This is a genomic window from Sphingobium phenoxybenzoativorans, assembly GCF_018286635.1.
In the GTDB taxonomy this organism is placed as follows: Bacteria; Pseudomonadota; Alphaproteobacteria; order Sphingomonadales; family Sphingomonadaceae; genus Sphingobium; species Sphingobium phenoxybenzoativorans.
The window spans coordinates 3,090,963-3,115,034 of the sequence record NZ_CP073910.1 but is presented as its reverse complement, the minus strand read 5'-3'; the positions used below and the strand labels follow the sequence as shown (position 1 = coordinate 3,115,034).

Below are 24,072 nucleotides of genomic sequence, written 5' to 3'. Positions count from 1 at the left end.
GAACGCAGTGAGGTGACTTCGCCTGCGGCTCAGTTGAACCCTTCGACTTCGCTCAGGGTGAACGGAGATGGTGACCGAATCTCAGCGCGTCTGCATCCATTTGCCGGGCCAGCATTTCTCCGGCTCGTTCGCGCTGGCGCGGGCGGGGGTTTCCGGGCGGAGCCATGACGGCATGTCCGGCAGGGGGGCGAGGTAGGAGCCTTTCGGGAATTTCGCGAAACTCTGGTCCCAGGCCTTAAAGAAAGTGCAGGCGCCGCGTGGTGACGGTTCGTTGATGAGCGCCCGGCGGATCTGGATGATGCCGGTCGCCGAACCCAGCAGCAATATGATCACCAGCCACAGCTTTGCAGGCGCCATGCCGGGCTGAAACAGGCGGTGGATGACGAGCAGCGCGAGGATGGTGAGCGCGGGGATGCTGGCGCGCATCATGAAGTCCAGCGACCAGCCGATCTGCACGAAGGGCATCAGGACCAGGCACGCGGCGACGACCAGCAGCAGGGCGATGTCGGCGCGCTGGCGGATGGCCCAGACCAACACCGGCACGAGCAGGGGCAGAACCTCCACAGCCTCGAAGAAGGCGTAGCGTATCCAGGGGATGGGGTAGAAGCGGATGCCGACATCATCGCCCGCCGCCGCAAGATAGAGAAGGGTGGGGATAACCAGCAGGGTCGCCAGAGCGGGAATGGCGATGTCGGAAGGGACTATCCGGCGGCTGCGCAGGTCCTGAAACGCTGCGAGGGCGGCGAAGGGCAGGCCGCCGAGCAGGCCGAAGGGCGACCAGAGCGCCGTCAGCGGCAGGAGCGCGAGAAATGCTCCCAGCGGAATGCGCCGGGCGCGCCAGAGCAGGAACAGCAGCGCCGCGATCCAGCCGGCCAGCGCATGTTGCGGCACCCAGAATGCGAGGGTGATGTTGGAGGAATATTGCAGGCCTGACCAGATTTCGATGCGGTCGTTGACGGTGCCCCAGATGCTATATTGGCCGACAATATCCGGGCCGCTGAAGAAAATGAGGATGAGGAGGGCGGCGGCTTTCTGCCAGCGGTGCGCGAAGAGCTGCGATCCGAGCGCCAGAAGGATCGAGAGCAGGGCGGCGTTCTGAAGGAGCAGGGCGATGTCGGCCGCCCGTGGCCCGGCCGCTTTCCAGGCAAGGGCGGGGACGAAGAACATGCCGATGGGCGCTCGCAGCACGTCCGGGACGGCGCGGGCGGTGTAGACGAAAGGCCAGGGATTGACCGCCATGTCGCGCAGGACGGCGTCGCGCACCTGCCAGTCGATGTTGGAATAGAAGAAGCGGCCCTCACCGCCGAGGATGAGCAGCAGCAGCGCGACGGCGAAGCAGATCAGCAGCGCGCCGGGCGCCGGGCCTGTCTGTTCAGGGGCGGGCAGGCGCGCGGTCGTGCGGATCAGGCCCCAGACCAGCGCGCCAAGCAATAGCAGGCCGAGGGGATAGGCCCAGACGGGCATGACATTGAGGAAGCGCCACAGAAGAAGCTGGCTGAGGCCAAGCCATGTGGCGAGAATGCCGATCAGCCACCCCGTGGGGATATGACCCCGTGGGATAGCCGGGCGCGTCACCGGGGGGAAAGTCCCGCGGCGGCTGTCCTCAACCGGCCTTCTCCGCGAGGACGGTCAGGCCCTTTTCATTGACTTCGGCGAAACCGCCGACGACGGGAATGCTCTCCGGCGCGGCGGTGGCGCTGGAAAAGACCTGAATCTCGCCGTCGCGAACGGTCGACATGAAGGGGGCATGCCCTTCAAGCACGCCGAAATCGCCCTCGCTGCCGGGGACGACGACCATATAGACGCTCTCCGAACGGACGAGCTTTTCCGGGGTCACGAGTTCGAAATGCAGTGCCATCAACAATCTCCTCCCTCCCTTTCAAGGGAGGGTTGACCAGAGTCACGTGCCTCTGGTCAAGGGTGGGTGCCATTGCGATGCAATGGCTGGCGAAGCCAACTCAACGTAGGAGCAGGCTCGCTTCGCTCGCCACCCACCCCTCAATCCCCTCCCTTGAAAGGGAGGGGAGGCTCTAAAATTTACGCCGCTTCCGCAGCCAGCTTCTTGCCCTTTTCGACGGCTTCGTCGATGCCGCCGACCATGTAGAAGGCGGCTTCGGGCAGGTGGTCATATTCGCCGTCGACGACAGCCTTGAACGACTTCACCGTGTCCTCGATCTGGACGAACTTGCCGGGGATGCCGGTGAAGACTTCGGCGACGTGGAAGGGCTGCGACAGGAACTTCTGGATCTTGCGCGCGCGGGCGACGGTCAGCTTGTCCTCTTCGGACAGCTCGTCCATGCCCAGAATGGCGATGATGTCCTGCAGCGACTTATACTTCTGCAGGATCGCCTGGACGGCGCGGGCGGTCTCATAATGCTCCTGACCGACGATGCGCGGCTCCAGAACGCGGCTGGTGGAGTCGAGCGGGTCGACGGCCGGGTAGATGCCGAGTTCGGAAATGGCGCGGTTCAGCGTCGTCGTTGCGTCCAAGTGCGCGAAGGAGGTGGCCGGCGCAGGGTCGGTCAAGTCGTCCGCGGGAACGTAGATCGCCTGAACCGAGGTGATCGACCCCTTGTTGGTGGAGGTGATGCGCTCCTGCAGCGCGCCCATGTCGGTCGACAGGGTCGGCTGATAGCCCACGGCCGAAGGAATACGGCCGAGCAGCGCCGACACTTCCGAACCCGCCTGGGTGAAGCGGAAGATGTTGTCGACGAAGAACAGCACGTCCTGGCCTTCCTGATCGCGGAAATATTCAGCGATGGTCAGACCCGACAGGGCGACGCGCGCGCGGGCGCCCGGCGGCTCGTTCATCTGGCCATAGACCAGGGCAACCTTGGAGCCTTCGGAAATGGCGTTGCCGTCGGCGTCCTTGGCGATAACGCCGGCGTCGAGGAATTCGTGATAGAGATCGTTGCCTTCACGCGTGCGCTCACCGACGCCCGCGAACACCGAGGTGCCGCCATGGCCCTTCGCGATGTTGTTGATCAGCTCCTGAATGAGCACGGTCTTGCCGACACCCGCGCCGCCGAACAGGCCGATCTTGCCGCCCTTTGCATAAGGAGCGATCAGGTCGATGACCTTGATGCCGGTGACGAGAATGCCCGCCTCGGTCGACTGGTCGATAAATTCCGGGGCCTTGGCGTGGATCGGCGCCTTCAGGTCAGTCGCGATCGGGCCGCGCTCGTCGATCGGCTCGCCGACGACGTTGAGGATGCGGCCGAGCGTGGCGGGGCCGACCGGTACCGAGATCTGCGCGCCGGTGTCGGTGACTTCCTGGCCGCGGGTCAGACCGTCGGTCGAGTCCATCGCGATCGTGCGGACAGTGTTCTCGCCGAGGTGCTGGGCAACCTCAAGGACGAGGCGCTGGCCGTTGTTGCTGGTCTCCAGCGCCGAAAGAATGGCGGGGAGGGCGTCCGGGAAGGTCACGTCGACGACGGCGCCGATAACCTGCGAAATGTTGCCTACATTGTTGGTGCCGGCACTCTTGGTTCTTGCCATGACTAGTTTCCTTGCCTTCTTGTCTTTCGCGAAATTACAGCGCCTCTGCGCCCGCGATGATTTCGATCAGTTCGGTGGTGATCGCGGCCTGGCGGCTGCGGTTATACTGGATGGTGAGTTTGTTGATCAGCTCGCCCGCATTGCGCGTGGCGTTGTCCATCGCGCTCATCGACGCGCCCTGTTCCGACGCCTGGTTTTCCAGAAGCGCCTTGAAAAGCTGGATCGAGATGTTGCGGGGGAGCAGGTCAGCGAGGATGGTCTCCTCGTCCGGCTCATATTCCACCGCGGTGTTGCTGGGACCGGCATTGGCGGGAACGAGCACCGGGATAAGCTGCTGCTCGGTCGGGATCTGCGCCAGCGCCGACTTGAAGGTCGAGAAGAACAGGGTCGCGACGTCGAACTTGCCCGCGAAGAACAGGTCGCTGATTTCCTTGGCGATCGCCTGCGCCTCGGTGAAGCCGGGGGTGCGGACCTCGGTCGTGTCAAACTGGCCGATGATCTTGCCGGGGAAGGTGCGGTTGATGACCGCGCGACCCTTGCGCCCGACGAGGTAGAACTGCACCGTCTTGCCGGCGGCGATCAGCTCGCGCGCCTTCTGGACGGCGGCCTTGACGATGTTGGCGTTGAATGCGCCAGCCAGACCCTTATCGCCATTGGCGACGACGAGAAGCTGGACATCGTCCTTGCCAGTGCCGGCGAGGATCTTCGGGCTGGATTCGCTGACCGTGACCTTCGAGGCGAGGGAGGCGACGACACCCTCCAGCCGCTGGGCGTAGGGGCGGGCGGCTTCCGCCGCTGCCTGCGCCTTGCGCAGCTTCGCCGCGGCGACCATCTGCTTGGCCTTCGTAATCTTCTGGGTCGACTTGACCGAGGCGATACGACCCTTGAGTTCCTTCAGACTTGCCATTTATGCGTTCCGAGCCAGGGCCAGACGGCCCGCCAAACCAATGAATGCGACGCCAAGGGCGCCTTCGAACCAGCGCATCGCGCTGCTTTGCCCGACCTTGCGGCCGGCATGTGTCGCCAGAGCCGCCAGCGCAACGCACCAGACAAGCCCAAGGCCGTAAACGATCGCGATCAGCAGCACGCCATGCAGCGGCGCGTCCGGGCCAGTGCCAACGAACTGCGGCAGGGCGGCCAGGAAGAACACCGCGACCTTCGGATTGAGGACGGTGCTGATGAAACCCTGACGGAAAGGCGCGCCGACCGGCATAACCTTCGCCTCACCGGCAGGCGCCGGACGGACAGCGCCGCGCAGCATCTGCACGCCCAGCCACAGCAGATAGATCGCACCGGCGATCTTCACCGTCATGAACAGGCCCGGCACCGCGTTCAGCACCGACAGGAAGCCGAAGCCGCAAAGCGCCATGTAGAGGAGACCGCCAAGCTGGATGCCGCCAATCGCCGCCATACCCGCCTTGAACCCGCGCCGCGCCGCATGACCCGCCACCAGCATGGTGTCAGGCCCCGGAAGCAGCACCAGACCGATCGAAAGGATCGTCCAGGCAAGGAGGGACTGTTGGGTCAGCATCGTAACTTGGTTCGTCTTCTTTCCTCTTTCGTCATCCCGGACTTGATCCGGGACCCATTTCGCCTTCGGCAGGATAGCCGCCTGGTCGAGAGATGGGTCCCGGCTTTCGCCGGGATGACGATATGGTGTTAGGCGTTACGCGAACGACTTCCCGAAGGTGTCGAGCGCGGCCTTCAGCTTTTCCTTGGGACCATCGCCCAGATCCTTGCTGTCGCGGATATCCTTCAGCAGGTCGGCATGGTCGTGACGCAGGAAGGAAAGCATCGCCTCCTCATAGCGGTTCACGTCCGACACAGCGATATTGTCCAGATAGCCGTTGGTGCCCGCGAAGATCGACGCGGTCTGCTCCTCGAAGGGCAGCGGCGAGAACTGGGGCTGCTTGAGCAGCTCGGTCAGGCGCGCGCCACGGTTCAGCAGCTTCTGCGTCGAGGCATCGAGGTCCGAACCGAACTGGGCGAAGGCGGCCATTTCGCGATACTGGGCCAGCTCCAGCTTGATCGAGCCGGACACCTTCTTCATCGCCTTGGTCTGCGCGGCGGAGCCGACGCGCGACACCGACAGACCCACGTTAATGGCCGGACGGATGCCCTGATAGAAGAGGTTGGTTTCGAGGAAGATCTGGCCATCGGTGATCGAGATCACGTTGGTCGGGATGTAGGCCGACACGTCGCCCGCCTGCGTTTCAATGATCGGCAGCGCGGTCAGCGAACCGGAGCCATTGTCGCTGTTCATCTTCGCAGCGCGCTCAAGCAGGCGGCTGTGGAGATAGAACACGTCGCCCGGATAGGCTTCGCGGCCCGGAGGACGGCGCAGCAGCAGGGACATCTGGCGATAGGCGACGGCCTGCTTCGACAGATCGTCATAAACGATCAGGGCGTGCATGCCGTTGTCGCGGAAATATTCGCCCATGGTGACGCCGGTGTAGGGCGCGAGATACTGGAGCGGAGCGGGTTCCGAAGCGGTCGCGGCGACAACGATGGAATATTCCATCGCGCCATTTTCTTCGAGCTGCTTCACGATCTGCGCGACGGTCGAGCGCTTCTGGCCGATGGCGACATAGATGCAGTAGAGCTTCTTGCCCTCATCCTTGCCCGCATTGACGCCTTTCTGGTTGATGAAGGTGTCGATGGCGACGGCGGTCTTGCCGGTCTGGCGGTCGCCGATGATCAGTTCGCGCTGGCCACGGCCGACGGGCACGAGGGCGTCAATCGCCTTCAGGCCGGTCTGGACAGGCTCATGCACCGAGGTGCGCGGGATGATGCCGGGCGCTTTCTTCTCGACGCGCATGCGGGCTTCCGAAACGATCGGCCCTTTGCCGTCGATCGGGTTGCCGAGGCCGTCCACGACGCGGCCGAGCAGACCCTTGCCGACGGGAACGTCGACGATGGTGCCGGTGCGCTTGACGGTGTCGCCTTCCTTGATCTCGCTGTCCGAGCCGAAGATCACGACGCCGACATTGTCAGCCTCCAGGTTCAGGGCCATGCCCTGCACGCCGTTGGCGAACTCGACCATTTCACCGGCCTGGACATTGTCGAGGCCGTGGATGCGGGCGATGCCGTCACCGACGGAGAGCACGGTGCCAACCTCGGAGACCTGCGCCTCCGTGCCGAAGCTGGCGATCTGGTCCTTGATGACCTTCGAAATTTCTGCGGCGTTGATATCCATGTTCAGCCTTTCATCGCCATTGCTAGCGTGTTCAATCGGGTACGGATGGAGCTGTCGATCATCTGGCTGCCGATCTTGACGACCAGCCCGCCGAGAATTGCAGGATCGACTTTCGCATCAACAGCAACATCGCGGCCGACGCGCGCCCTCAGGCTCTTCTGAAGGGCGGTGATCTGAGTCTTTGTCAGGGCGTGGGCGGAAGTGACTTCCGCGCGGGCCTCACCCTTGTGATTCGAAAGCAGCGTCTCATAGGCGCGGATGACCGCTGGGAGCTGCGAGAGGCGGCGGTTCTGGGCGAGGACGCCGAGGAATTTCGCCGTAAGCTGATCAATGCCCATCGATGAAGCGACAGCGGCGACCGCCTGGGTCGCGGCTTTACGGCCGATCAGAGGATTGTTGATCAATGCCTTGAAATCGGGGGATTGCGTCAGCGCCGCCTTCAGCGCGCCGAGGCTGTCGCCAACCGAGTCGAGGCTCTTGCCGTCGCGGGCCAGCTCGAACAGCGCCAGCGCATAGCGCCCGCTGAGGCTTGCCTGAATACCGCCGGAATTCTCCACGCGCTTACCGTCCTCCCACCTGATGTGCCGGTCATGCAAAGAAAGGGAGGCGGTAGCCCGTCCCCCTGTTGTGCGGGCCGGTTAGCAGGGGGGAGGCGGGGATGCAATACGCCTATGGACCATATGTGACAGGGAAGCGGGCGATAGCAAAATGGGACAGTGACTCCGCCGGGACTCCGCCTGCACTCCGCCGGCCGGAGCGGCGCGGATCAATGACGGGCGATGCCCCGTCCCACGGCCTTCATGCGGGCGGAACCGGCGACGGCCTCGTCCGCCGTTAACCTTTTCATGACAGAAAAATGACTGATTTATGACAGTTTTCCGGGGTTTTCCGAATGCGGAAAGCGGCATTCCGTTAACGATATTTTCAAGGGCAGATGAGACACGGGCCGCAGCGGGCGAGAAGTTCCGCACCACAAAGGGTCTTTGCGTGCGCATTCGGAACATTCTGAAAACTTTCGTGAATCGACGGGTGCGTACAGACGGGTCGCTGATCCGGCATGCGCGGGTTGCCGTAATCGGAATGTCGGTTGCGCTACTGATCCTTTCGCTGTTCGTCCTGGCGGTCGCCTCCATTAACCAACTGGGCGTTGCGCGGCTGGTCGACCACCGGTTCGGCCCGCTGAGCGACCTGCAGACAGTGACCAGCAGCTATGAGCAGGCGCTGGGCATCGCCAACAAGGTGCAGAGCGGGAATATGACGCCCGAAGGCGGCGCGAGCGCGCTGTCGTCCCTGCAGGACAGAATCGCGCGGGCCTGGTCCGCGCTGGACGGGGAAGTGCCGGAGCAGGCGGGCGGCATCGTCTGGAGCGAATTGCTGCAGGAACGGGAATCGGCGGACAAGGGCATGTCGCAATTGCGCATGCTGCTGGAGCGGAACGATCGCGACGGGCTGGATTTCTTCCTGTCGGGCACCTTCTACACCCATGTCGACCCGCTGCTTACGGTGTCGGGCGATTATATGGAGGGGCTGCGCGGCATGGCGTTGTCCGAACGGCGCACGCTGTCCGCCATAGCGACCGTCACGCAGGCGCTGTTCAGCGGCGTCGTCGTCCTGGGAATCGCTATTGGCTGGTATGTGCTGCGGCTGGCGAACCGCAAGATCATCATTCCCCTGTCCGACATTGCATCCTTCACGGCCGCAACCGGCCTAGAGGACGAAGTGCCGCATCAGGACCGGAGCGACGAAATCGGCGACATCGCGCGGGCGATCGCGCTGGCCGGGCAACGCGCGCAGGAAGGCAGGCGGCTGAGAGAGCAGAAGCGGGCGGCGGAGGCGGCCCTTACGTCCCGCGAGCAGGCCGCAGCCGAGGCGGCGCAGCGGCGCGCGGAGTCGCTGGACCAGATATTCGGCCGGTCCGACGCCGAGCTGCGCGACCTGGCGGGGGGCCTTGCTGCGGCGGCGCAATCGATGCGCGAGATGGCGGTGGGGATGGAGCTGATTTCCGGCACGTCGCAGGACATGGCGACGGCCGCGAGCCGGGACGTCGATGATATCGCGGCAACGATGACCCAGATCGAGGACGCAAGCACCGCGCTGACCGGCATGATGGGCGAGGTGGAGAAAACCATCGCCTCGACCCGTGAGCAGGCGGCGAGCGTCCATGTCCGCAGCCAGGACAACCGGACGCACGCCAATGCCCTGCGGCAATTGGTGCAAGGCATATCCGGCATGCTGGACCAGATCAGCGGCATTGCCCAGCAGACCGACATGCTGGCGCTGAACGCCGCAATCGAGGCAAGCCGCGCGGGGGCGGCGGGGCAGGGGTTCGGCGTGGTGGCGCAGGAAATCAAGCAGCTTGCTTCGCAGACGCAGGCGGCGGCGCGCGAAATTGGCGAGCAGCTAGGCCGGATCGCGGACACGAGCGACGCCGTGCTGGGCAGCGTCTCGCTGGTCGAGCAGATGGCGGCGGGCGTCAGCCGCAATTCGGACCGCATTGTCGAGGCGGTGACCAGTCAGGGTCATTCGAGCCGGGAGATCGCGATCGCCGTCGCCCATGTCAGGGGCGGCGCGCGCAGTACGGCCAATGGGGTCAGCGAATTGCGCGACAGGGCGAGCGATGTCCGCCAGTCGGCGAAGGGCCTGCTGGAAACCGCCGACGCCATTGCGGGGAAGGCCGAGCGGCTGCGCAATGCGTTCGGACGGCTGGCGGAGGATGTCAGGACGGCGGCTTAAGGCGCGGGCAGGGACATGCCGCGTTAGCGACTCATCGGCAGTTGCGGGGGCTTAGCTACCGCCGTTCGCCCTGAGCGTGTCGAAGGGTTGCGCTTTCTTGAAACGAAGAAGGGCGGTGCTTCGACAGGCTCAGCACGAACGGGATGTGGAGAGTAGGCGGCGTCTCTAATTGCCGGGCTTGGCCGCCGACGCAGCGCCCTTCTGGCAGTGATAGACCAGACGCTCATTGGGTTGGGGCGGCAGGATGGCGCGCAGGTCGTCCTGCATGCGCTTGATCTTCTCAATGGCCTGCGGATCAGTGGAGCACTGGCCCGAATCCGACTTGGCCCTTACCTCCCGCGCCCGTTCCAGCGTTTCGGCGTCGGCGAGATAGCGTTCCGACCGGTAGGTGCCGGTTTGCGGATCGAAACTGTTGACGGACAGAACCGCCTGTTCGGCCGGGGCGAGGATGCGGCTCCAGATTTCCCCCGCGGGGCCGCGGGTGGGAATGAACTGCGTCTTGCCGTTAACGCAGCCGCCCGCCGCCCAGTTGATCGCCACATCATTCATGTCCGACACGGTGATGCGGCTGCGCGCGGTGTCGATAAGGCAGATATTGTCGCCAAGCGGCGCATAGGTGGATGCGCTTGTCACCTGGCCATCATCGGGCATGACAACACGCTCGTCGATGCTGGAGAAGCTTGGCCGGAGCAGGAAGGTGAGGAGCGCGCCGAGAAGGAGCGCGCCGCCGCCAATGCCGAACCACATCGCCGGTTTCTGCTTGCCCTGATTATAGTTCAGCCCGGCGGCGCCGATGCCGAGTACGGCCAGGGCGAGGAGGACGGCGGCGATCGCCATCGCATTCTCACGCCCGGAAATCACCTGCTGCTCCGCCGACTCGCGGGCCTTCGCCATGGCTGCGTCATGGGCTTCGTCGCGCGCGCGGGCAGCAGCGTCCTTCTGCGCCGCTTCCTCCGCGGTGCGGCGGGCGTCCTCATCCGTGATCTGGGCGATCGACTTGCATTCGGCCGTGGTGCGCAGGAACTGGACGCCCGCCTGGCGGAGAAAATTTGCGATCTCCCGGTTCGACACGGCAAAGCCGAATTCCGCGTCATTGCCGCCATCGGACACCGAGCCGAAACTGTTGACGCCAAGCACCCGGCCGCAATCATCGACCAACGGGCCGCCGCTGTTCCCCGCCGCGAGCGGCGCGGTGTGCAGGATGGTGTCGTAACCCTTGCTGCTGCGGCCGGACGAGATGTTGCCGCTGGTCTTTACCGGGATCAGCGGTTGAACCATCTGCTGCAGGTCGAGGCCCTGGGCGCGGTCCACGGTGCCGGGATAGCCGATGGCGGTGACATGCTGGCCGTCCTGCGGCGCTCCGGCATAGAAGGTGCTGACGGGCAAAGCGCCCTCGTCAAGCTGGATCAGGGCAAGATCATTGCCGGGCGAAAAAGCGACGATCTTGCCGCCATAGCTTTTCTTGCCCTCCGACGGGACCACGCCGATCACGAGGTTTCTTTCCTCGCGGACAAGCTCCACCACATGGGCGTTGGTCAATATCTTGTCGGGCGCGACGGCAAAGCCAGTGCCGTGGCCGACAAAATAGGACTGGTTGCCGTCCGTGGCGACGATCGCCACGCGGACGACCCCGCGCGCGGCGGCGGTCAGGTCCTGCTGATCGGCGCGCGCGACGGAAGCAAAGCCGGCAAGGCACAGAATCAGGGCGAGGCGGCGGATCAGAGTCATTACGCGCGCACTACATATGGGCTGCGGGACGCTTGTAAACGGGAAACCCTTTCCACCCTCCCGGAAGGGAACTTACAAGCGAGGTTTGAGCGCAAGGGGCGGGAAGCCTTCTCGTCGCGGCGCGGGCAGGGTAGACGCATGAACCAGATGACTCACCCCCAAGCCCCTCCAGCGGCGATCGACGCCGATGCCGCATGGGCCGCCTTTTCCAGCCGGGACCGCGATCAGGACGGCCGTTTTGTGGGCGCGGTGCTCACAACCGGCATCTATTGCAAGCCAAGTTGCCCGGCGCGCCATCCGAAGCGGGAGAATGTCCTGTTCTTTCCCGACGCCGCCGCCGCGCGGCACGCAGGCTTTCGCGCATGTCTGCGCTGCCGCCCCGACGAGGCGGGACGGGACAGGCTGGCGGTGGAGAAGGCGCTGGCGCTGATCGCGGCGGCCGAGGAGCCTTTGCCGTTGGAGGCGCTGGCCGAGGCGGTTGGCTATGCGCCGCATCATTTTCACCGGCTGTTCAAGCGCGATACGGGCGTCACCCCGGCCGCCTATGCGCGGAAGCTGCGCGCAGACCGGCTGGAGACAGCGCTGTCCGAAGGGGGGAGCGTGACCGAGGCGATCTATGATGCGGGCTATAATGCGCCGAGCCGCGCCTATGCGGATGCGGGCAGGCGGCTGGGCATGACGCCGAGCGCCTGGAAGAATGGCGGGCAGGGCGTGACGATCCGCTACACCGTCGCCGACAGCAGCCTTGGCCCCATGCTGATCGCCGCGACCGACAGGGGATTGTGCCGGATCAGCTTTGACGAGGATGAGACGGAGTTGGAGCGGCGTTTCCCCAATGCGGATATTCTGCCGGCGGACAAGAATTTCGCTGATCTGGCGGAGGAAGTGGTGGCGCTGGCCGATCACCCGGAGCGGCGGATGAACCTGCCGGTGGACGTACAGGGCACAGCGTTCCAGCAGGCGGTTTGGGACGCATTGCGCGCGATTCCGCCAGGCCAGACCCGCACCTATAAGCAGGTGGCGGAGAGCATCGGCAAGCCGGGCGCGGTGCGGGCGACGGGAACGGCCTGTGGCGACAATGTGCTGGCGGTGCTGGTGCCGTGCCACCGGGTATTGCGCAGCGATGGCGGGATTGGCGGTTACGCCTATGGGTTGGAGCGCAAGGAAAAGTTGCTGGAGCGCGAGCGAAGCGCATAAGAGCACAGATCTTCAGCTCTCTCTAAAAAATACATTCATGATTGTCTTTTATAGGAGGCTGTGCAAGCCTCGCCCTGACCCCTCCACAAGATCTGGGGCAAGAGAGGATGGCCAATGACCATAGAGGAAATCCAGTTCGATCCTTCGCCCGCGCGGCTCGCCGATCTGCGGCAGCGGGTCGCCAACGCGCATCTGCCCCATGATTTTGCGAATGCCGACTGGTCCTATGGGATGAATGGCGACGTGCTGCGCGACCTGCTGGATTACTGGCGGGACGGATATGACTGGGACGGGCAACAGCAGGCCATCAACAGCTTCAAGCATCACCGGGTGACGATAGACGATGTGCCGGTGCATTTCATCCGGGAGCCGGGACGCGGCCCCGCGCCGATGCCGATCATCCTGTCGCATGGATGGCCATGGAGCTTCTGGGATCTCCACCGGGTGATTCGGCCGCTGGCGGACCCGGCCTCCTTCGGCGGCGATCCGGCCGATGCGTTTGAGGTCATCGTGCCGTCGATGCCGGGCTTTGGCCTTTCCACGCCGCTGACCAGGACAGGCATCAACTTCTGGTCGACCGCCGACCTGTGGCACAAGCTGATGACGCAGGCGCTCGGCTTCCCCCGCTATGCCGCGCAGGGCGGCGACTGGGGCGCGCTGACGACGACGCAGCTTGGCCATAAATATGCGGACGAACTGCACGGCATCCATATCTCCACGATCGCGCCGCTGACCCTATTCAACCATGAGCGGCCATGGGACATCACCGCCGGCAATCTGGCGCCCAAGGAGCTGCCGGAGAGCGAGCGGCGGGCGTTTCTGGACTGGCAGGCGCGCATCGCGGCGCATGTGTGCGTCCAGGTGCTCGACCCGCAGACGCTGGCCTATGCGTTGCATGACTCGCCGGTGGGCCTGCTGGCCTGGCTCGTCGAGCGGCGGCATAGCTGGGGCGATTGCAGGGAAGGACTTTATGCCGCGTTCGACCGGGATTTCCTGATCACGACGGCCATGATCTACTGGCTGACGGACAGCTTCGTGACCTCCGCGCGCTTCTACGCGGAGGCCGCCCGCAACCCCTGGCAACCATCCCACACCCTGTCGCCCATGGTGCAGGCCCCGACCGGCATCAGTCATTTCACCCATGACGGCACCACGGGGCTTGGCAAGGGTACGGGCGGGCTGTTCAATCTGACCTTCGAGCGCCGCCATGACCGGGGCGGACATTTCGCGCCGATCGAGGTGCCGGACATAATCATCGAGGATGTCCGGGCGATGTTCCGGCCCATGCGCCAGTCCTAGAGAATCATGTCCCCGCCAAGCAGGTTCTAGACAAAACTGTAGGGGTCGACGTCCACGGCGACGCGGGTGCCGGATTTCCAGACGACATTGCCCAGCCATTCGCGGATCGCCGCCTGCACGTCGAGCTGGCGGGTGGCGTGGACAAGCAGGCGGTGGCGGTGGCGGCCGCGCAGGACGGAGAGCGGGGCGGGCGCGGGGCCATATACGCTCATGCCGTCGATCTGCGGCGCGCTCTTGCCGATCAGGCGGGCGGTTTCGGCGGCCTCGCGCGAATCCTCGCTGGATATGATGATGGCGGCGAAGCGGCCGAAAGGCGGGGCATTGGCGCGGCGGCGGCTTTCGGTTTCGGCGGCGTAGAAGCGTTCGGAATCCCCGGCGATCAGCGCCTTGATGACGCCCGCCTCCATCATCCGCGTCTGAAGGAATACGCGGCCGGGCTTTTCCCCGCGTCCGGCGCGGCCGGAGACCTGCACGATCTGCTGGAAAGTGCGCTCGGAGGCGCGCAGGTCGCCGCCCTCCAGCCCCAGATCCGCGTCGATCACGCCGACGAGGGTGAGGTTGGGGAAATGATAGCCCTTCGTCACAAGCTGCGTGCCGACGATGATGTCGATGTCGCCGCCCTCGACACTTTTCACGAACTCGGCCGCCTTGGCCGGGGACCAGAGCGTGTCCGATGTTACGATGGCGGTGCGGGCGGTGGGCCAGCGGGCGGCGACCTCATCGGCGATACGCTCGACACCGGGGCCGCAGGCGACCAGGCTGTCCTCCTCCCGGCATTCGGGGCAGACCTTTGGCGTTGGCAGGACATGGCCGCAATGGTGGCAGGCGAGGCGGCTGGTGAGGCGGTGCTCGACCATCCATGCAGTGCAGTTGGGGCATTGGAAGCGATGGCCGCAATGGCGGCACAGGGTGAGCGGGGCATAACCGCGGCGGTTAAGAAAGAGGAGAGCCTGCTCCCCCTTTTCAAGCACTTCGTCGATGGCCTTCACAAGCGGCGGCGCTATCCAGCGGCCGCGCTCCGGCGGATCGGACAGCAGGTCCAGGCCAACAATCTCCGGCATTTCCGCGCCGCCATAGCGGCCGGGCAGCTTGATCTCCGTATAGCGGCCGATCTCCACCTGATGCCGGGTTTCGATGGCGGGCGTGGCGGAGGCGAGGATGACCGGGCATCCTTCCTGAAGTCCGCGCATCACCGCCACGTCGCGGGCGTGATAATGGACGCCATCCTCCTGCTTGAAGCTGGTCTCGTGCGCCTCATCGACGACGATCAGGCCGAGGGCCGCATAGGGCAGGAACAGTGCGGAGCGGGCGCCGACGACGACCTTCGCCTGGCCCGACGAAATGGCGCGCCACGCGCGGCGGCGCTCCGACTGGCGCAGGCCGCTGTGCCAGCTAACGGGCACGGTGCCGAAGCGTTTCTCGAACCGTTCGAGGAAAGGTTCGGTGAGGGCGATTTCGGGGAGCAGGACAAGCACCTGCCGCCCGCCGCGGATGGCGCTGGCGATCGCCTCGAAATAGACTTCCGTCTTGCCGGAGCCGGTGACGCCGTCGAGCAGGAAAGGCTCGAATGTCTGGGCATCGACGGCCGCGACGAAGCGGGCGGCGGCGGCGGATTGTTCCTCGCTGAGCGCGGGCGGGGCGAAGTCCGGATCGGGATCGGGGAAGGGGGTGTCGGTGGAGACCTCCACGGGTTCGAACGCGCCGGATTTGACGAGGCCCCGGATCACGGCGTCGGACACGCCGCCGATCAGCGCCAGTTCGCGCACCAGCCCCTGCCGCCCGCCGATGCGTTCGAGGGCCTGGGTGCGCTGCTCCGTCATGCGGTCGGGCGCGTCGCCGGTCGGGCGATATTCGATGACGGTGCGCGCGCCCTCCAGCGCGGACAGGGAGGCAAGCGCCATGCGCAGCACGGCGGCAGGCGGAGCGAGATAATAGTCAGCCGTCCATTCGATCAGGCGGCGGAGCGGTGCGGGGATTGGTGGCGCGTCCAGCACGGCCAGCAGGTTACGGAGCCGGTTGTCGCCCACTGTCTCCGCCTCCTGGAAACTCTCCGGCTCCCACACCACGCCGACAAGCTGCCGCGGGCCGAGGGGCGCTACGACAATGCTGCCCGGCTCCACCTGCATGCCGTGGGGGACGCGATAGTCGAGCGGGCCGAGGGCTGCATTGAGGAGGAGGACGCGGGCGCGAGTCATGCCCCCTAGTTAGGGACGATGGCGGGGAAAGGGAATCGCCGCGTCGAAAGGGTATTCGAAGAAAGCCGCCAGCGCGATGGGGACAATCTTTTCCTTTGGCGGATACGATGGCACAGTGGCGTCAGACTTGGCGATTGCGCGCCTTCCCCGATGGGAGAATGGCCACGATGGGAGAATGGCTTGGCCGACTGCGAAATCATCGGCCGCCACCGCATATTGTTCGTCATGGCGGTCGGCGCCGAATATGGGGTCCATCTGCAAAGGCGGTTCACGCCGCTCCTGACCGGCGTAGGACCGATCGAGGCGGCGATCACGACCGGCATAGCCCTGGCCGATATGGCCCGGTCAAAGACGCTTCCCGATCTTGTGGTATCGCTCGGCTCGGCGGGGTCGCGCGCATGCGCTCTTGGCGAGATATATCAGGTCGCCAGCGTATCGTGGCGCGACATGGATGCCTCCGCACTGGGGTTTCCGAAAGGCGTGACCCCGTTTCTGGATCATCCGGCCGATATACCCCTGGTGACGCCGATCGACCTGAAGGCGGTAAGGCTATCCACTGGCGCGAACATCGTGACAGGGGACGCTTATGCTGCCATCGACGCGGACATGGTGGACATGGAAACCTTCGCCGTGGCGCGCGTGTGCCAGAATTTCAACGTGCCGCTCATGGGCTTACGCGGCGTGTCTGACGGACCCGGCGACCTTGACGGCATTAGGGGGTGGACCGAGCTTCTCTCCGTGCTCGACGAGAGGCTTGCGGCTGCAGTGGATCAACTGGCGGCCGCGCTTTCCTCAACGCGCGCCTTATGACCGCCGCCGCCGCTCTGATTGACGCCTATCGCCTGTTCCTCGCCCAGGACAGGCGGCGGTCGGTTCATACGGTGCGGGCCTATGTCGCGACGGCGGAGCGGTTGCTGGATTTTCTGGCGCGGCACAGGGGCGGAGCGGTCTCGCGCAATGATCTGACCCGGCTGGGGACGGCGGATATCCGGTCTTTCCTCGCCGACCGGCGGGGCGAGGGCATCGGCAACCTGTCGGCGGCGCGCGAACTGTCGGCGGTGCGGGGATTCCTGCGTTTCGCCGGTGGGGAGGGCGCCAGCGTTCCGGCGGTCAAGGGGCCAAGGGTCAAGCGCGGCGTGCCGCGCCCGGTTTCGCCGGATGAGGTGATCGCGCTGGCGGAGGATGTGGCGGAAACGGCGCGGGACGGATGGATCGGCGCGCGCGACTGGGCGGTGCTGATGCTGCTTTATGGTTGCGGCCTGCGGATCAGCGAGGCGTTGGGAATCACGGGCGACGCCATGCCGCTGGGCGAGACGCTGCGCGTCACCGGCAAGCGCAACAAGACGCGGGTGGTGCCGTTGCTGCCGCAGGTCAGGCAAGCCGTCGAAGCCTATCTGGCGGTATGTCCCTGGCCGGCGGAGAAGGGAAAGGCGATCTTTCGCGGGGCGCGGGGCGGCGTGCTGGACCCGGCGCTGATCCGGCGGGCGGTGCAGGGCGCGCGGGGACGGCTGGGCCTGTCGGAGCGGACGACACCGCATGCCCTGAGGCACAGTTTCGCGACGCACCTGCTGGGCCGGGGCGCGGATTTGCGGTCGTTGCAGGAACTGCTTGGCCATGCCAGCCTGTCGTCGACGCAGGTCTATACCCAGGTGGACGCCGCCTATCTGCTCGATATCTACCGCAACGCCCATCCGCGGGCGTAGGAGGCCGTCTCAATCCTTTTTCGTGGCTGACGGTTTCCAGGTGATGAGCCGCCAGACATAGAGGATGGCGATGACCACCACCACGGCGGTCGAGATGGGGCCGATATATTTGTCGATCTCGCGGAAATTATAGCCCAGCACATAGCCTGCATAGGCAAGGATCAGGTTCCAGATCGTCGCGCCCGCCGCCGTCCAGAGCAGGAAACGGATATGCCCCATGCGGAACAGGCCAGCGGGCAGCGAGACCATTGTGCGGAAGGTCGGCATGAAGCGGAAGCCGAACACGATGACCTGCCCATAGCGTTCGAACAGGCGATTGAGCGCCTTTACATGACCCCAGTCCAGCGTCGCCCAGCGGCCGAAGCGGTCGACCAGCGCCTTGATGCGCCGCATGCCCAGTTTCAGCCCGACCAGATACCAGAAATAATTGCCGATCGTGGTGCCGACCGTTCCCGCGATCATCAGCGGGAGCATCTCCATCCTGCCCTGACCCACGCGAATGCCGCCGACGCCCATGATGAGTTCCGACGGAATGGGCGGAAAGACATTTTCCAGCACCATCAGGAAGCCGATGCCCCAATATCCGCCGGAATCGATCAGGTGGAGAACCCAGTCAGTCATGGCTTATCCGTCTTCCGTCATCCCAGCGAAAGCTGGGATCTCAGGAAAGGAAGCGCCATCCGGCCTGAGATCCCAGCCTGCGCTGGGATGACGTAGGAGGGGAGGCACAACTCTGCTCTTATCCCCGCGCCTTCAGCCGCGCGTCGATGGCGTCCCAGATCATGCCGCCGGTGTCGGTGCCGTCAAAGGCGTCAATGGAGACGATGCCGGTGGGCGAGGTGACGTTGATTTCCGTCAGCCATTTGCCGCCGATCACATCTATGCCGACGAACAGCAGGCCGCGCCTCTTCAGTTCAGGACCCATGGCCGCGCAGATTTCGCGTTCTTCCGCCGTCAGTTCGGTCTTGGCAGCGGAACCGCCGACCGCGAGGTTGGACCGGATTTCGCCCGCGCCCGGAATGCGGTTGACCGCGCCCGCCACTTCACCGTCGACGAGGACGATGCGCTTGTCACCGCTGGCGACGCCGGGGATGAACGCTTGAACCATGAAGGGTTCGACCCATGACGCCTTGAACAGTTCCACAAGGGCGGAGAGGTTTGAGCCTTTGCCATCGACATGGAATACCGCGTTGCCGGCATTGCCGTAGAGCGGTTTCACGACGATCTCGCCATGTTCGGCGAGGAAGCTTCTCACTTCCGCAAGGCTGCGGGTGATCATGGTGGGGGGCATGAAGCGCGCATAGTCGAGCACGAACAGCTTTTCCGGCGCGTTGCGGACGGCGGCGGGGTCGTTGACGACCAGCGTTTCGCCCTGGATGCGCTCCAGCAGGTGCGTGGCGGTGATGTAGGAGAGGTCGAAGGGCGGGTCCTGCCGCATCAGCACGACGTCTATGTCGCGGCCAAGGTCCAGCTTCACGGGATCGCCGAAGGTGAAATGATCGCCCTGAACCTTGCGCACCTCCACCGGGCGAACGTCGGCAATGACCCGGCCGTCGCGGAAAGTGAGGTCGGGCGCAAGATAATGATAGAGTTTGTGTCCGCGCTTCTGCGCCGCGAGCATGATGTGGAAGGTCGAATCCCCGCCGATCTTGATGCCTTCCATCGGGTCCATCTGCACGGCGACATTCAGGGTCATGTGGTTCTCTCTTCCTCATCCATTTCGAAGTTCGTCATGCTGAACTTGTTTCAGCATCCATGAGCACGGACGCTGCATTGCCATGCGCCGCCGGAGCCAATGGACCCTGAAACAAGTTCAGGGTGACGAAGAAGGGGGAATGGGCGAACGGCTCACCCCCCATGCCAGACGTTGGTCAGATGGCGCGGCGCGCGGCCGGGCGCAAGGAGCATCACGTCGATTCGCATGTCATCGCCCGGCTGGGCATAGTCCGGCCACAGGATTTCGGCGGCGCGGGCAACGCGGGAGAGGCGGCGTTCGTCGATGGCGAAATCGAGTTCGGCGGCGGTTGCGCGGGCCTTCACCTCCACAAAAGCGACCATGTTTCCGCGCCGGGCGATCAGGTCGACTTCGCCCAGTGGGGTACGAACGCGGCGGGCGAGGATTTTCCAGCCCTTCAGCCGCAGCCACCAGCCGCAGATGCGCTCGGCCTGGCGGCCGCGCTTTTCCGCCCTCAGCCTGGCGGGTTCGGGTTGCCTCATCCCTTCAGGATCATGGCGCGGGCGTAAAGCTCACGGCGGTCGAGGCCGAGCTTCTTCGCCACTTCTCCGGCGGCCTTGGAGACGGGCAGGCGCTCCATCGCCTCCAGCAGCGCGGCGTCGGCGTCTTCCTCGCTTGCAGGTTCAGCTTCTCCCGGCGGGCCGACGATGACGACGATCTCGCCCTTGGGCGGCGCATCGGCATAGCGGGTGGAGAGCGCGGAGAGGGGACCAGTCACGGTTTCCTCAAACGTCTTGCTGATTTCCCGCGAGACGGCGGCATCGCGGTCGCCCAGCGCCTCCGCCATCGCGGCGAGGCTGGCGGAAAGGCGCGGGCCGCTTTCGTAGAAAATGAGGGTCGCGCGCAGGGCGGAGACTTCCGCGAGGGCATCGGCGCGCGCCTTCACCTTTGCGGGCAGGAAGCCCATGAACAGGAAACGGTCGGTAGGCAGGCCGGAAAGGGTGAGGGCGGTGATCGCGGCGCTGGGGCCGGGCAGGCTGGTGACGAACCGCCCGGCGGCGCGCGCGTCCCGCACAAGCTTGTAACCCGGATCGGAGATGAGGGGCGTTCCGGCGTCGGAAAGCAGTGCAACCGATTCGTTAACCATGCGTTCCAAAAGCCGGGCGCGGAGGGTGTCGCTGGAATGATCATGATAAGGGACCATCGGCCGGTCGGACCCGGCATGGCGCAGCAGTTTCGCGCTGACGCGGGTGTCCTCTACCGCGATCACGTCCGCCAGACGCAGGATTTCGGCCGCGCGCGGGGTCAGGTCGGCAAGGTTGCCGATCGGACCTGCTACGATGTAAAGGCCGGGTTCAAGAGAAGGCTTCATAAGGAAAGCAGATGACAGAGACGGGTGCCGGACGGCAAGCGGGCATATGGTCCGCGATGGGAAGAAGCGGGCGCATTCTGTTTGCCGCCTGCACTCTGCTGGTCGCCGCCTGTCAGTCCATCGTTCCCAAGGGCACCGGTCCGACGCCGCCGCCCGTCACGACTCAGCCGGGCGTGGAGCAGGGCCTGCCCACCGACACGCTGCGCAACCGCGTCGCCCTGCTGGTGCCGATGACCGGACCGAATGCCGGTGTCGGCCAGTCCATCGCCAATGCAACGACGCTGGCGCTGCTGGACAGCCGGACGGAAAAGGTGCGCGTCACCACCTATGACACGAATCTGGGCGCTGGCGCTGCCGCGCAGAAGGCGATTGCGGAGGGCAACAAGCTGATCCTCGGTCCCCTGATCGCGTCGGACGTGCGCGCCGTCAGCCCGATCGCGCAGAAGGCCGGGGTGCCGGTCATCAGCTTTTCCAACGACAGCAGCGTCGCGGGCAACGGCACCTACCTGATGGGATACAGCCCCACCCAATCGATCGAGCGGGTGATCACCTATGCGCGGGGCAAGGGGCTGACCCGGTTCGCCGCGCTGGTGCCGCGCGGCGTCTATGGCGAGCGGTCGGGCAACGCGCTGCTGCGCACGGTCGAAAGCGCGGGCGGGACGGTGGTGTCCATGCAGACGTTCGACCGGTCGGCCGGATCATTTGCGGCGGCCGTTCAGAAGCTGCCGCAGGGCGACGCCTATGACGCGATCCTGATCGCTGACAGCGGCCGCACGGCGATCCAGATCGCGCCGCTCGTGCGCAAGCGCGGCGCGGCCGGCGCGCGTATCCTGGGCACGGAATTGTGGAACACGGAAAGCGCGCTGGCGGGCAATGCCGCGGTCAATGGCGCATGGTTTGCGAGCGTGTCCGACACCTATTACCGGCAGCTAGCGACGAAATATCGCGCGCGGTTCGGCGCCGCGCCGTTCCGCCTGTCCTCGCTCGGCTATGACGCTGTGCTGCTGACGGTGAAGATGTCGCAGGAGTGGAAGCCGGGCACGCCGTTCCCGGCCAGGCGGCTGAGCGATGCGGGCGGCTTCACCGGGATCGACGGGGCATTCCGCTTCGGCGCGAACGGGGTTGCCGAGCGGGCGCTGGAGGTGAGCCAGATCAATCCGGGGAGCTTCACCGTGATTGACGCGGCGCCCAGGGGGTTTGGGCAGTAAGAGCACAGCGAACAGTCCTGAGGCTCCTTCCCGTTCAGGCTGAGCGAAGTCGAAGCCCTGACCTGAACGGAGTGAAGGCGCCTCGCTTACGCTCGGCAGAGCCCCCTTCGACTGCCCGCCTGCGGCAGGCGCTCAGGACAGGCTTCGACTTCGCTCAGGGCGCACGGAATGCGGTGATCATTCCTCAAACGATGGTCTGGCCGGTCTTTTCCCAGTCCGCCAGGAAGCCGGCGATGCCCTTGTCGGTCAGGACATGGTTGAACAGCGCCTTGATGACGGCCGGGGGGGCGGTCATCACGTCTGCGCCGATCTTTGCGGCCTCAAGGACGTGGATGGGGTGGCGTACGCTGGCGACCAGAATCTCGGTCTCAAAGGCGTAATTGTCATAGATGAGGCGGATGTCCTCGATCAGCTTCATGCCGTCAAAGCCATTGTCATCGTGGCGGCCAACGAAGGGCGAGATGAAGGTCGCGCCAGCCTTCGCCGCGAGCAGCGCCTGATTGGCGGAGAAGCAGAGGGTCACATTGACCATCGTGCCCTCATCCGACAGCGCCTTGCAGGTCTTGAGGCCGTCGATGGTCAGCGGCACCTTGATGCAGACATTGTCCGCAATCTTCCGCAGGATTTCCGCTTCCTTCATCATCGTGGGATGATCGAGCGCGACCACTTCGGCGGAAACCGGACCATCGGTGAGCTTACAGATTTCCGCGACGACCTCGACGAATTTGCGGCCGGACTTGTGGATCAGCGACGGGTTGGTGGTCACGCCGTCCAGCAGGCCGGTGTCGGCCAGTTCAGTGATGTCGGCGATGTCGGCGGTGTCGGCGAAGAATTTCATGGGTCGGCCCCTTCCGGCGGATGATTCGTTGGCGCCGCTATAGAAGGACGCTCATCCCCCGTCATCCCGTGAAGGGCGCACAGGCCAGTCACTACTTAGTCGAAGCCGGTGAATACCAGCTTCTGCACTCGCCGGCCCGTGGATACTTCCGTCGCATAAATATTGCCCGCCGAGTCGGTGGCGATGCTGTGCAGCCAGGTAAATTGCCCGGCCTGCCGACCGTTACGGCCGATCGCGCCCAGCACTTGATGCGTCTCGCGCAGGAGTATCCAGATGCGGCCGTTCATCATGTCCGCGATGTAGAGATATTTTTCGTCCGGAGAGAGGGCGACGTCCGTCACCGTACGGGTGCCGCGCGTTTCGGGAGCGATGGCGACATCCCGGACAAACTGCATCTTGCCCTTGGCGTCCCTGCGGAAAAGCTGGGCGCGGTTGTTGCGGCGGTCGCAGACATAATAGTCGCCGCCCTTCGTCTTGACGATGCAGTGGACGATATCGCCGAAATTCTTCGCTTGCGGGTTCGCGCCGCCATCCGCGTCGCTCATCGCCTTGCTCACGTCGAAATGGCCGTCCGAGGGGATGTCGGCGGGCGGCGTGGCATAAGCGCCCCAATATTCGCGAAAGCCGTTCGCCTTGCCGTCAAAGCCCATGATCCGCTTGTTGATATAGCCATCGGCGACCAGCACCTCATTGCCCTCGTGGAATATGTCCGACGGGTTGCCGAGCGATGCCTTGTCCTGATTGCCCGCCGTCTTTTCGCGCCTGCCGAAGCTGCGGATGAACTTGCCGTCGGCGGTGAAATTCAGGACGGCGTGGTCGCCATCGCCATTGCCGCCGAACCAGACGGTCTTGTCCGCATCGACATAGATGCCGTGGCCGGATTTTGGCCACTGGCTGACGCCGTCGATCACAGGGCCAGTGTCCGGCCCGCCCCAGCCGTCGAGATAAGCGCCCGCTTTGCTGAAGCGGACGATGGTCGGGGCGGGGCGGCAACATTTGGCGGCGGGCGGGTTGAGCGCCAGGCCGGTGTCGGTAGCCCCCAGCGAATGGGGGCGGTGGATCACCCAGACGTCATCGTCCTTGTCGACCGCTACGCCGCTGACCTGCCCCAGCATCATGTCGTCGGGCATGGTCGGCCAGGCGGCATCGACCTTGAAACGGGGGATGGGGGTTCCCGCTGGCGCGATATCCTCGACAAAGAGCGCCGCGAGTGCGGGTTCGCGCGCGGCGGGCTTGCCGGCGGGTGTCTGGCTGCCGTTCTGGGCCGTTGCGGAGGCGGACAGGCAAGCGAGGGCGAGCAGGGCGGAAAGGCTGGCGGTCGGGACCATGCGGGCCATAGTGCGTCTCCCGTAAAAAGCTTTGCCCGGCGATCCGCCGGCGCACGGAATATCCCCCGGCTTTACCGGAATTGCCAGCGGGATTGTCGCACC

Annotated in this window: 21 protein-coding genes; 6 read left to right on the top strand and 15 right to left on the bottom strand. The window is 65.0% G+C overall.

Annotated elements, in window-relative coordinates; translation table 11 throughout:
• Positions 1-81 precede the first annotated feature (81 nt).
• The 7 genes from KFK14_RS15395 to KFK14_RS15365 form a co-directional block, all read right to left on the bottom strand.
• The gene (locus KFK14_RS15395; protein ID WP_212608258.1) at positions 82-1,575 is read right to left on the bottom strand and encodes a hypothetical protein; all 1,494 of its coding nucleotides are present in this window, start codon (positions 1,573-1,575) and stop codon (positions 82-84) included.
• A 28-nt stretch (positions 1,576-1,603) separates the two neighbouring features.
• A complete protein-coding gene (locus KFK14_RS15390) occupies positions 1,604-1,858 on the bottom strand; it encodes an ATP synthase F1 subunit epsilon (protein ID WP_070155385.1) in 255 nt (84 codons plus the stop codon).
• 179 nt (positions 1,859-2,037) lie between these two features.
• Complete coding sequence (gene atpD, locus KFK14_RS15385) at positions 2,038-3,498, bottom strand: F0F1 ATP synthase subunit beta (protein ID WP_070155387.1); 1,461 nt, start codon at positions 3,496-3,498, stop codon at positions 2,038-2,040.
• Positions 3,499-3,532: 34 nt separating this feature from the next.
• Positions 3,533-4,405, bottom strand: a complete 873-nt coding sequence (locus tag KFK14_RS15380; RefSeq protein ID WP_212608257.1) for a F0F1 ATP synthase subunit gamma — start codon at positions 4,403-4,405, stop codon at positions 3,533-3,535.
• Positions 4,406-5,029 (bottom strand): LysE family translocator, encoded by a 624-nt coding sequence (locus KFK14_RS15375; RefSeq protein WP_212608256.1) that lies wholly within the window; start codon positions 5,027-5,029, stop codon positions 4,406-4,408.
• 135 nt (positions 5,030-5,164) lie between these two features.
• Positions 5,165-6,694, bottom strand: a complete 1,530-nt coding sequence (atpA, locus tag KFK14_RS15370; RefSeq protein WP_070155393.1) for a F0F1 ATP synthase subunit alpha — start codon at positions 6,692-6,694, stop codon at positions 5,165-5,167.
• A gap of 2 nt (positions 6,695-6,696) precedes the next feature.
• Complete coding sequence (locus KFK14_RS15365) at positions 6,697-7,251, bottom strand: F0F1 ATP synthase subunit delta (RefSeq protein WP_212608255.1); 555 nt, start codon at positions 7,249-7,251, stop codon at positions 6,697-6,699.
• Positions 7,252-7,711: 460 nt separating this feature from the next.
• Between KFK14_RS15365 and KFK14_RS15360 the strand changes: the two genes are divergently transcribed.
• Positions 7,712-9,427, top strand: a complete 1,716-nt coding sequence (locus KFK14_RS15360) for a methyl-accepting chemotaxis protein (protein WP_212608254.1) — start codon at positions 7,712-7,714, stop codon at positions 9,425-9,427.
• Positions 9,428-9,592: 165 nt separating this feature from the next.
• Here the strand turns inward: KFK14_RS15360 and KFK14_RS15355 are convergent, their stop codons facing one another.
• Positions 9,593-11,155 carry a S1C family serine protease gene (locus tag KFK14_RS15355; RefSeq protein WP_212608253.1) on the bottom strand — a complete coding sequence of 521 codons (1,563 nt, stop codon included), beginning with the start codon at positions 11,153-11,155 and terminating at the stop codon, positions 9,593-9,595.
• 138 nt (positions 11,156-11,293) lie between these two features.
• Here KFK14_RS15355 and ada point away from each other — a divergent pair, with 138 nt between their 5' ends.
• Together ada and KFK14_RS15345 are read left to right on the top strand one after the other, a co-directional pair.
• Entirely contained in the window at positions 11,294-12,352 is a 1,059-nt protein-coding gene (gene ada / locus KFK14_RS15350) for a bifunctional DNA-binding transcriptional regulator/O6-methylguanine-DNA methyltransferase Ada (RefSeq protein WP_212608252.1), read from the top strand.
• Positions 12,353-12,466: 114 nt separating this feature from the next.
• Positions 12,467-13,651: an epoxide hydrolase family protein gene (locus tag KFK14_RS15345; RefSeq protein ID WP_212608251.1), complete on the top strand. Its 1,185-nt coding sequence runs from the start codon at positions 12,467-12,469 to the stop codon at positions 13,649-13,651.
• A 26-nt stretch (positions 13,652-13,677) separates the two neighbouring features.
• Here the strand turns inward: KFK14_RS15345 and KFK14_RS15340 are convergent, their stop codons facing one another.
• Positions 13,678-15,846 (bottom strand): primosomal protein N', encoded by a 2,169-nt coding sequence (locus KFK14_RS15340; RefSeq protein ID WP_212608250.1) that lies wholly within the window; start codon positions 15,844-15,846, stop codon positions 13,678-13,680.
• Positions 15,847-16,026: 180 nt separating this feature from the next.
• Here KFK14_RS15340 and KFK14_RS15335 point away from each other — a divergent pair, with 180 nt between their 5' ends.
• Both KFK14_RS15335 and KFK14_RS15330 read left to right on the top strand, forming a co-directional pair.
• The gene (locus KFK14_RS15335; RefSeq protein WP_425516623.1) at positions 16,027-16,656 is read left to right on the top strand and encodes a 5'-methylthioadenosine/S-adenosylhomocysteine nucleosidase; all 630 of its coding nucleotides are present in this window, start codon (positions 16,027-16,029) and stop codon (positions 16,654-16,656) included.
• Positions 16,653-17,549: a tyrosine recombinase XerC gene (locus KFK14_RS15330; protein ID WP_070156928.1), complete on the top strand. Its 897-nt coding sequence runs from the start codon at positions 16,653-16,655 to the stop codon at positions 17,547-17,549. The genes KFK14_RS15335 and KFK14_RS15330 overlap by 4 nt, the downstream gene beginning before the upstream one ends.
• 9 nt (positions 17,550-17,558) lie before the next feature.
• On the opposite strand, the gene KFK14_RS15325 is transcribed toward KFK14_RS15330, so the two are convergent.
• From KFK14_RS15325 to rsmI, 4 genes are all read right to left on the bottom strand, one after another.
• Complete coding sequence (locus tag KFK14_RS15325) at positions 17,559-18,170, bottom strand: DedA family protein (RefSeq protein WP_212608248.1); 612 nt, start codon at positions 18,168-18,170, stop codon at positions 17,559-17,561.
• A 118-nt stretch (positions 18,171-18,288) separates the two neighbouring features.
• Positions 18,289-19,245 carry a glutathione synthase gene (gene gshB, locus KFK14_RS15320; RefSeq protein WP_212608247.1) on the bottom strand — a complete coding sequence of 319 codons (957 nt, stop codon included), beginning with the start codon at positions 19,243-19,245 and terminating at the stop codon, positions 18,289-18,291.
• 152 nt (positions 19,246-19,397) lie between these two features.
• Positions 19,398-19,766 carry a YraN family protein gene (locus KFK14_RS15315; protein ID WP_212608246.1) on the bottom strand — a complete coding sequence of 123 codons (369 nt, stop codon included), beginning with the start codon at positions 19,764-19,766 and terminating at the stop codon, positions 19,398-19,400.
• The gene (gene rsmI, locus KFK14_RS15310) at positions 19,763-20,596 is read right to left on the bottom strand and encodes a 16S rRNA (cytidine(1402)-2'-O)-methyltransferase (RefSeq protein WP_212608245.1); all 834 of its coding nucleotides are present in this window, start codon (positions 20,594-20,596) and stop codon (positions 19,763-19,765) included. The genes KFK14_RS15315 and rsmI overlap by 4 nt, the downstream gene beginning before the upstream one ends.
• A gap of 11 nt (positions 20,597-20,607) precedes the next feature.
• On the opposite strand from rsmI, the gene KFK14_RS15305 reads away from it, so the two are divergent.
• On the top strand, positions 20,608-21,804 hold the full coding sequence (locus KFK14_RS15305) for a penicillin-binding protein activator (protein ID WP_425516622.1): 1,197 nt from the start codon (positions 20,608-20,610) through the stop codon (positions 21,802-21,804).
• A gap of 184 nt (positions 21,805-21,988) precedes the next feature.
• Here the strand turns inward: KFK14_RS15305 and fsa are convergent, their stop codons facing one another.
• Positions 21,989-22,642 (bottom strand): fructose-6-phosphate aldolase, encoded by a 654-nt coding sequence (gene fsa, locus KFK14_RS15300; RefSeq protein ID WP_212608244.1) that lies wholly within the window; start codon positions 22,640-22,642, stop codon positions 21,989-21,991.
• A gap of 95 nt (positions 22,643-22,737) precedes the next feature.
• Positions 22,738-23,979: an NHL repeat-containing protein gene (locus KFK14_RS15295; RefSeq protein ID WP_070156921.1), complete on the bottom strand. Its 1,242-nt coding sequence runs from the start codon at positions 23,977-23,979 to the stop codon at positions 22,738-22,740.
• Positions 23,980-24,072 lie beyond the last annotated feature (93 nt).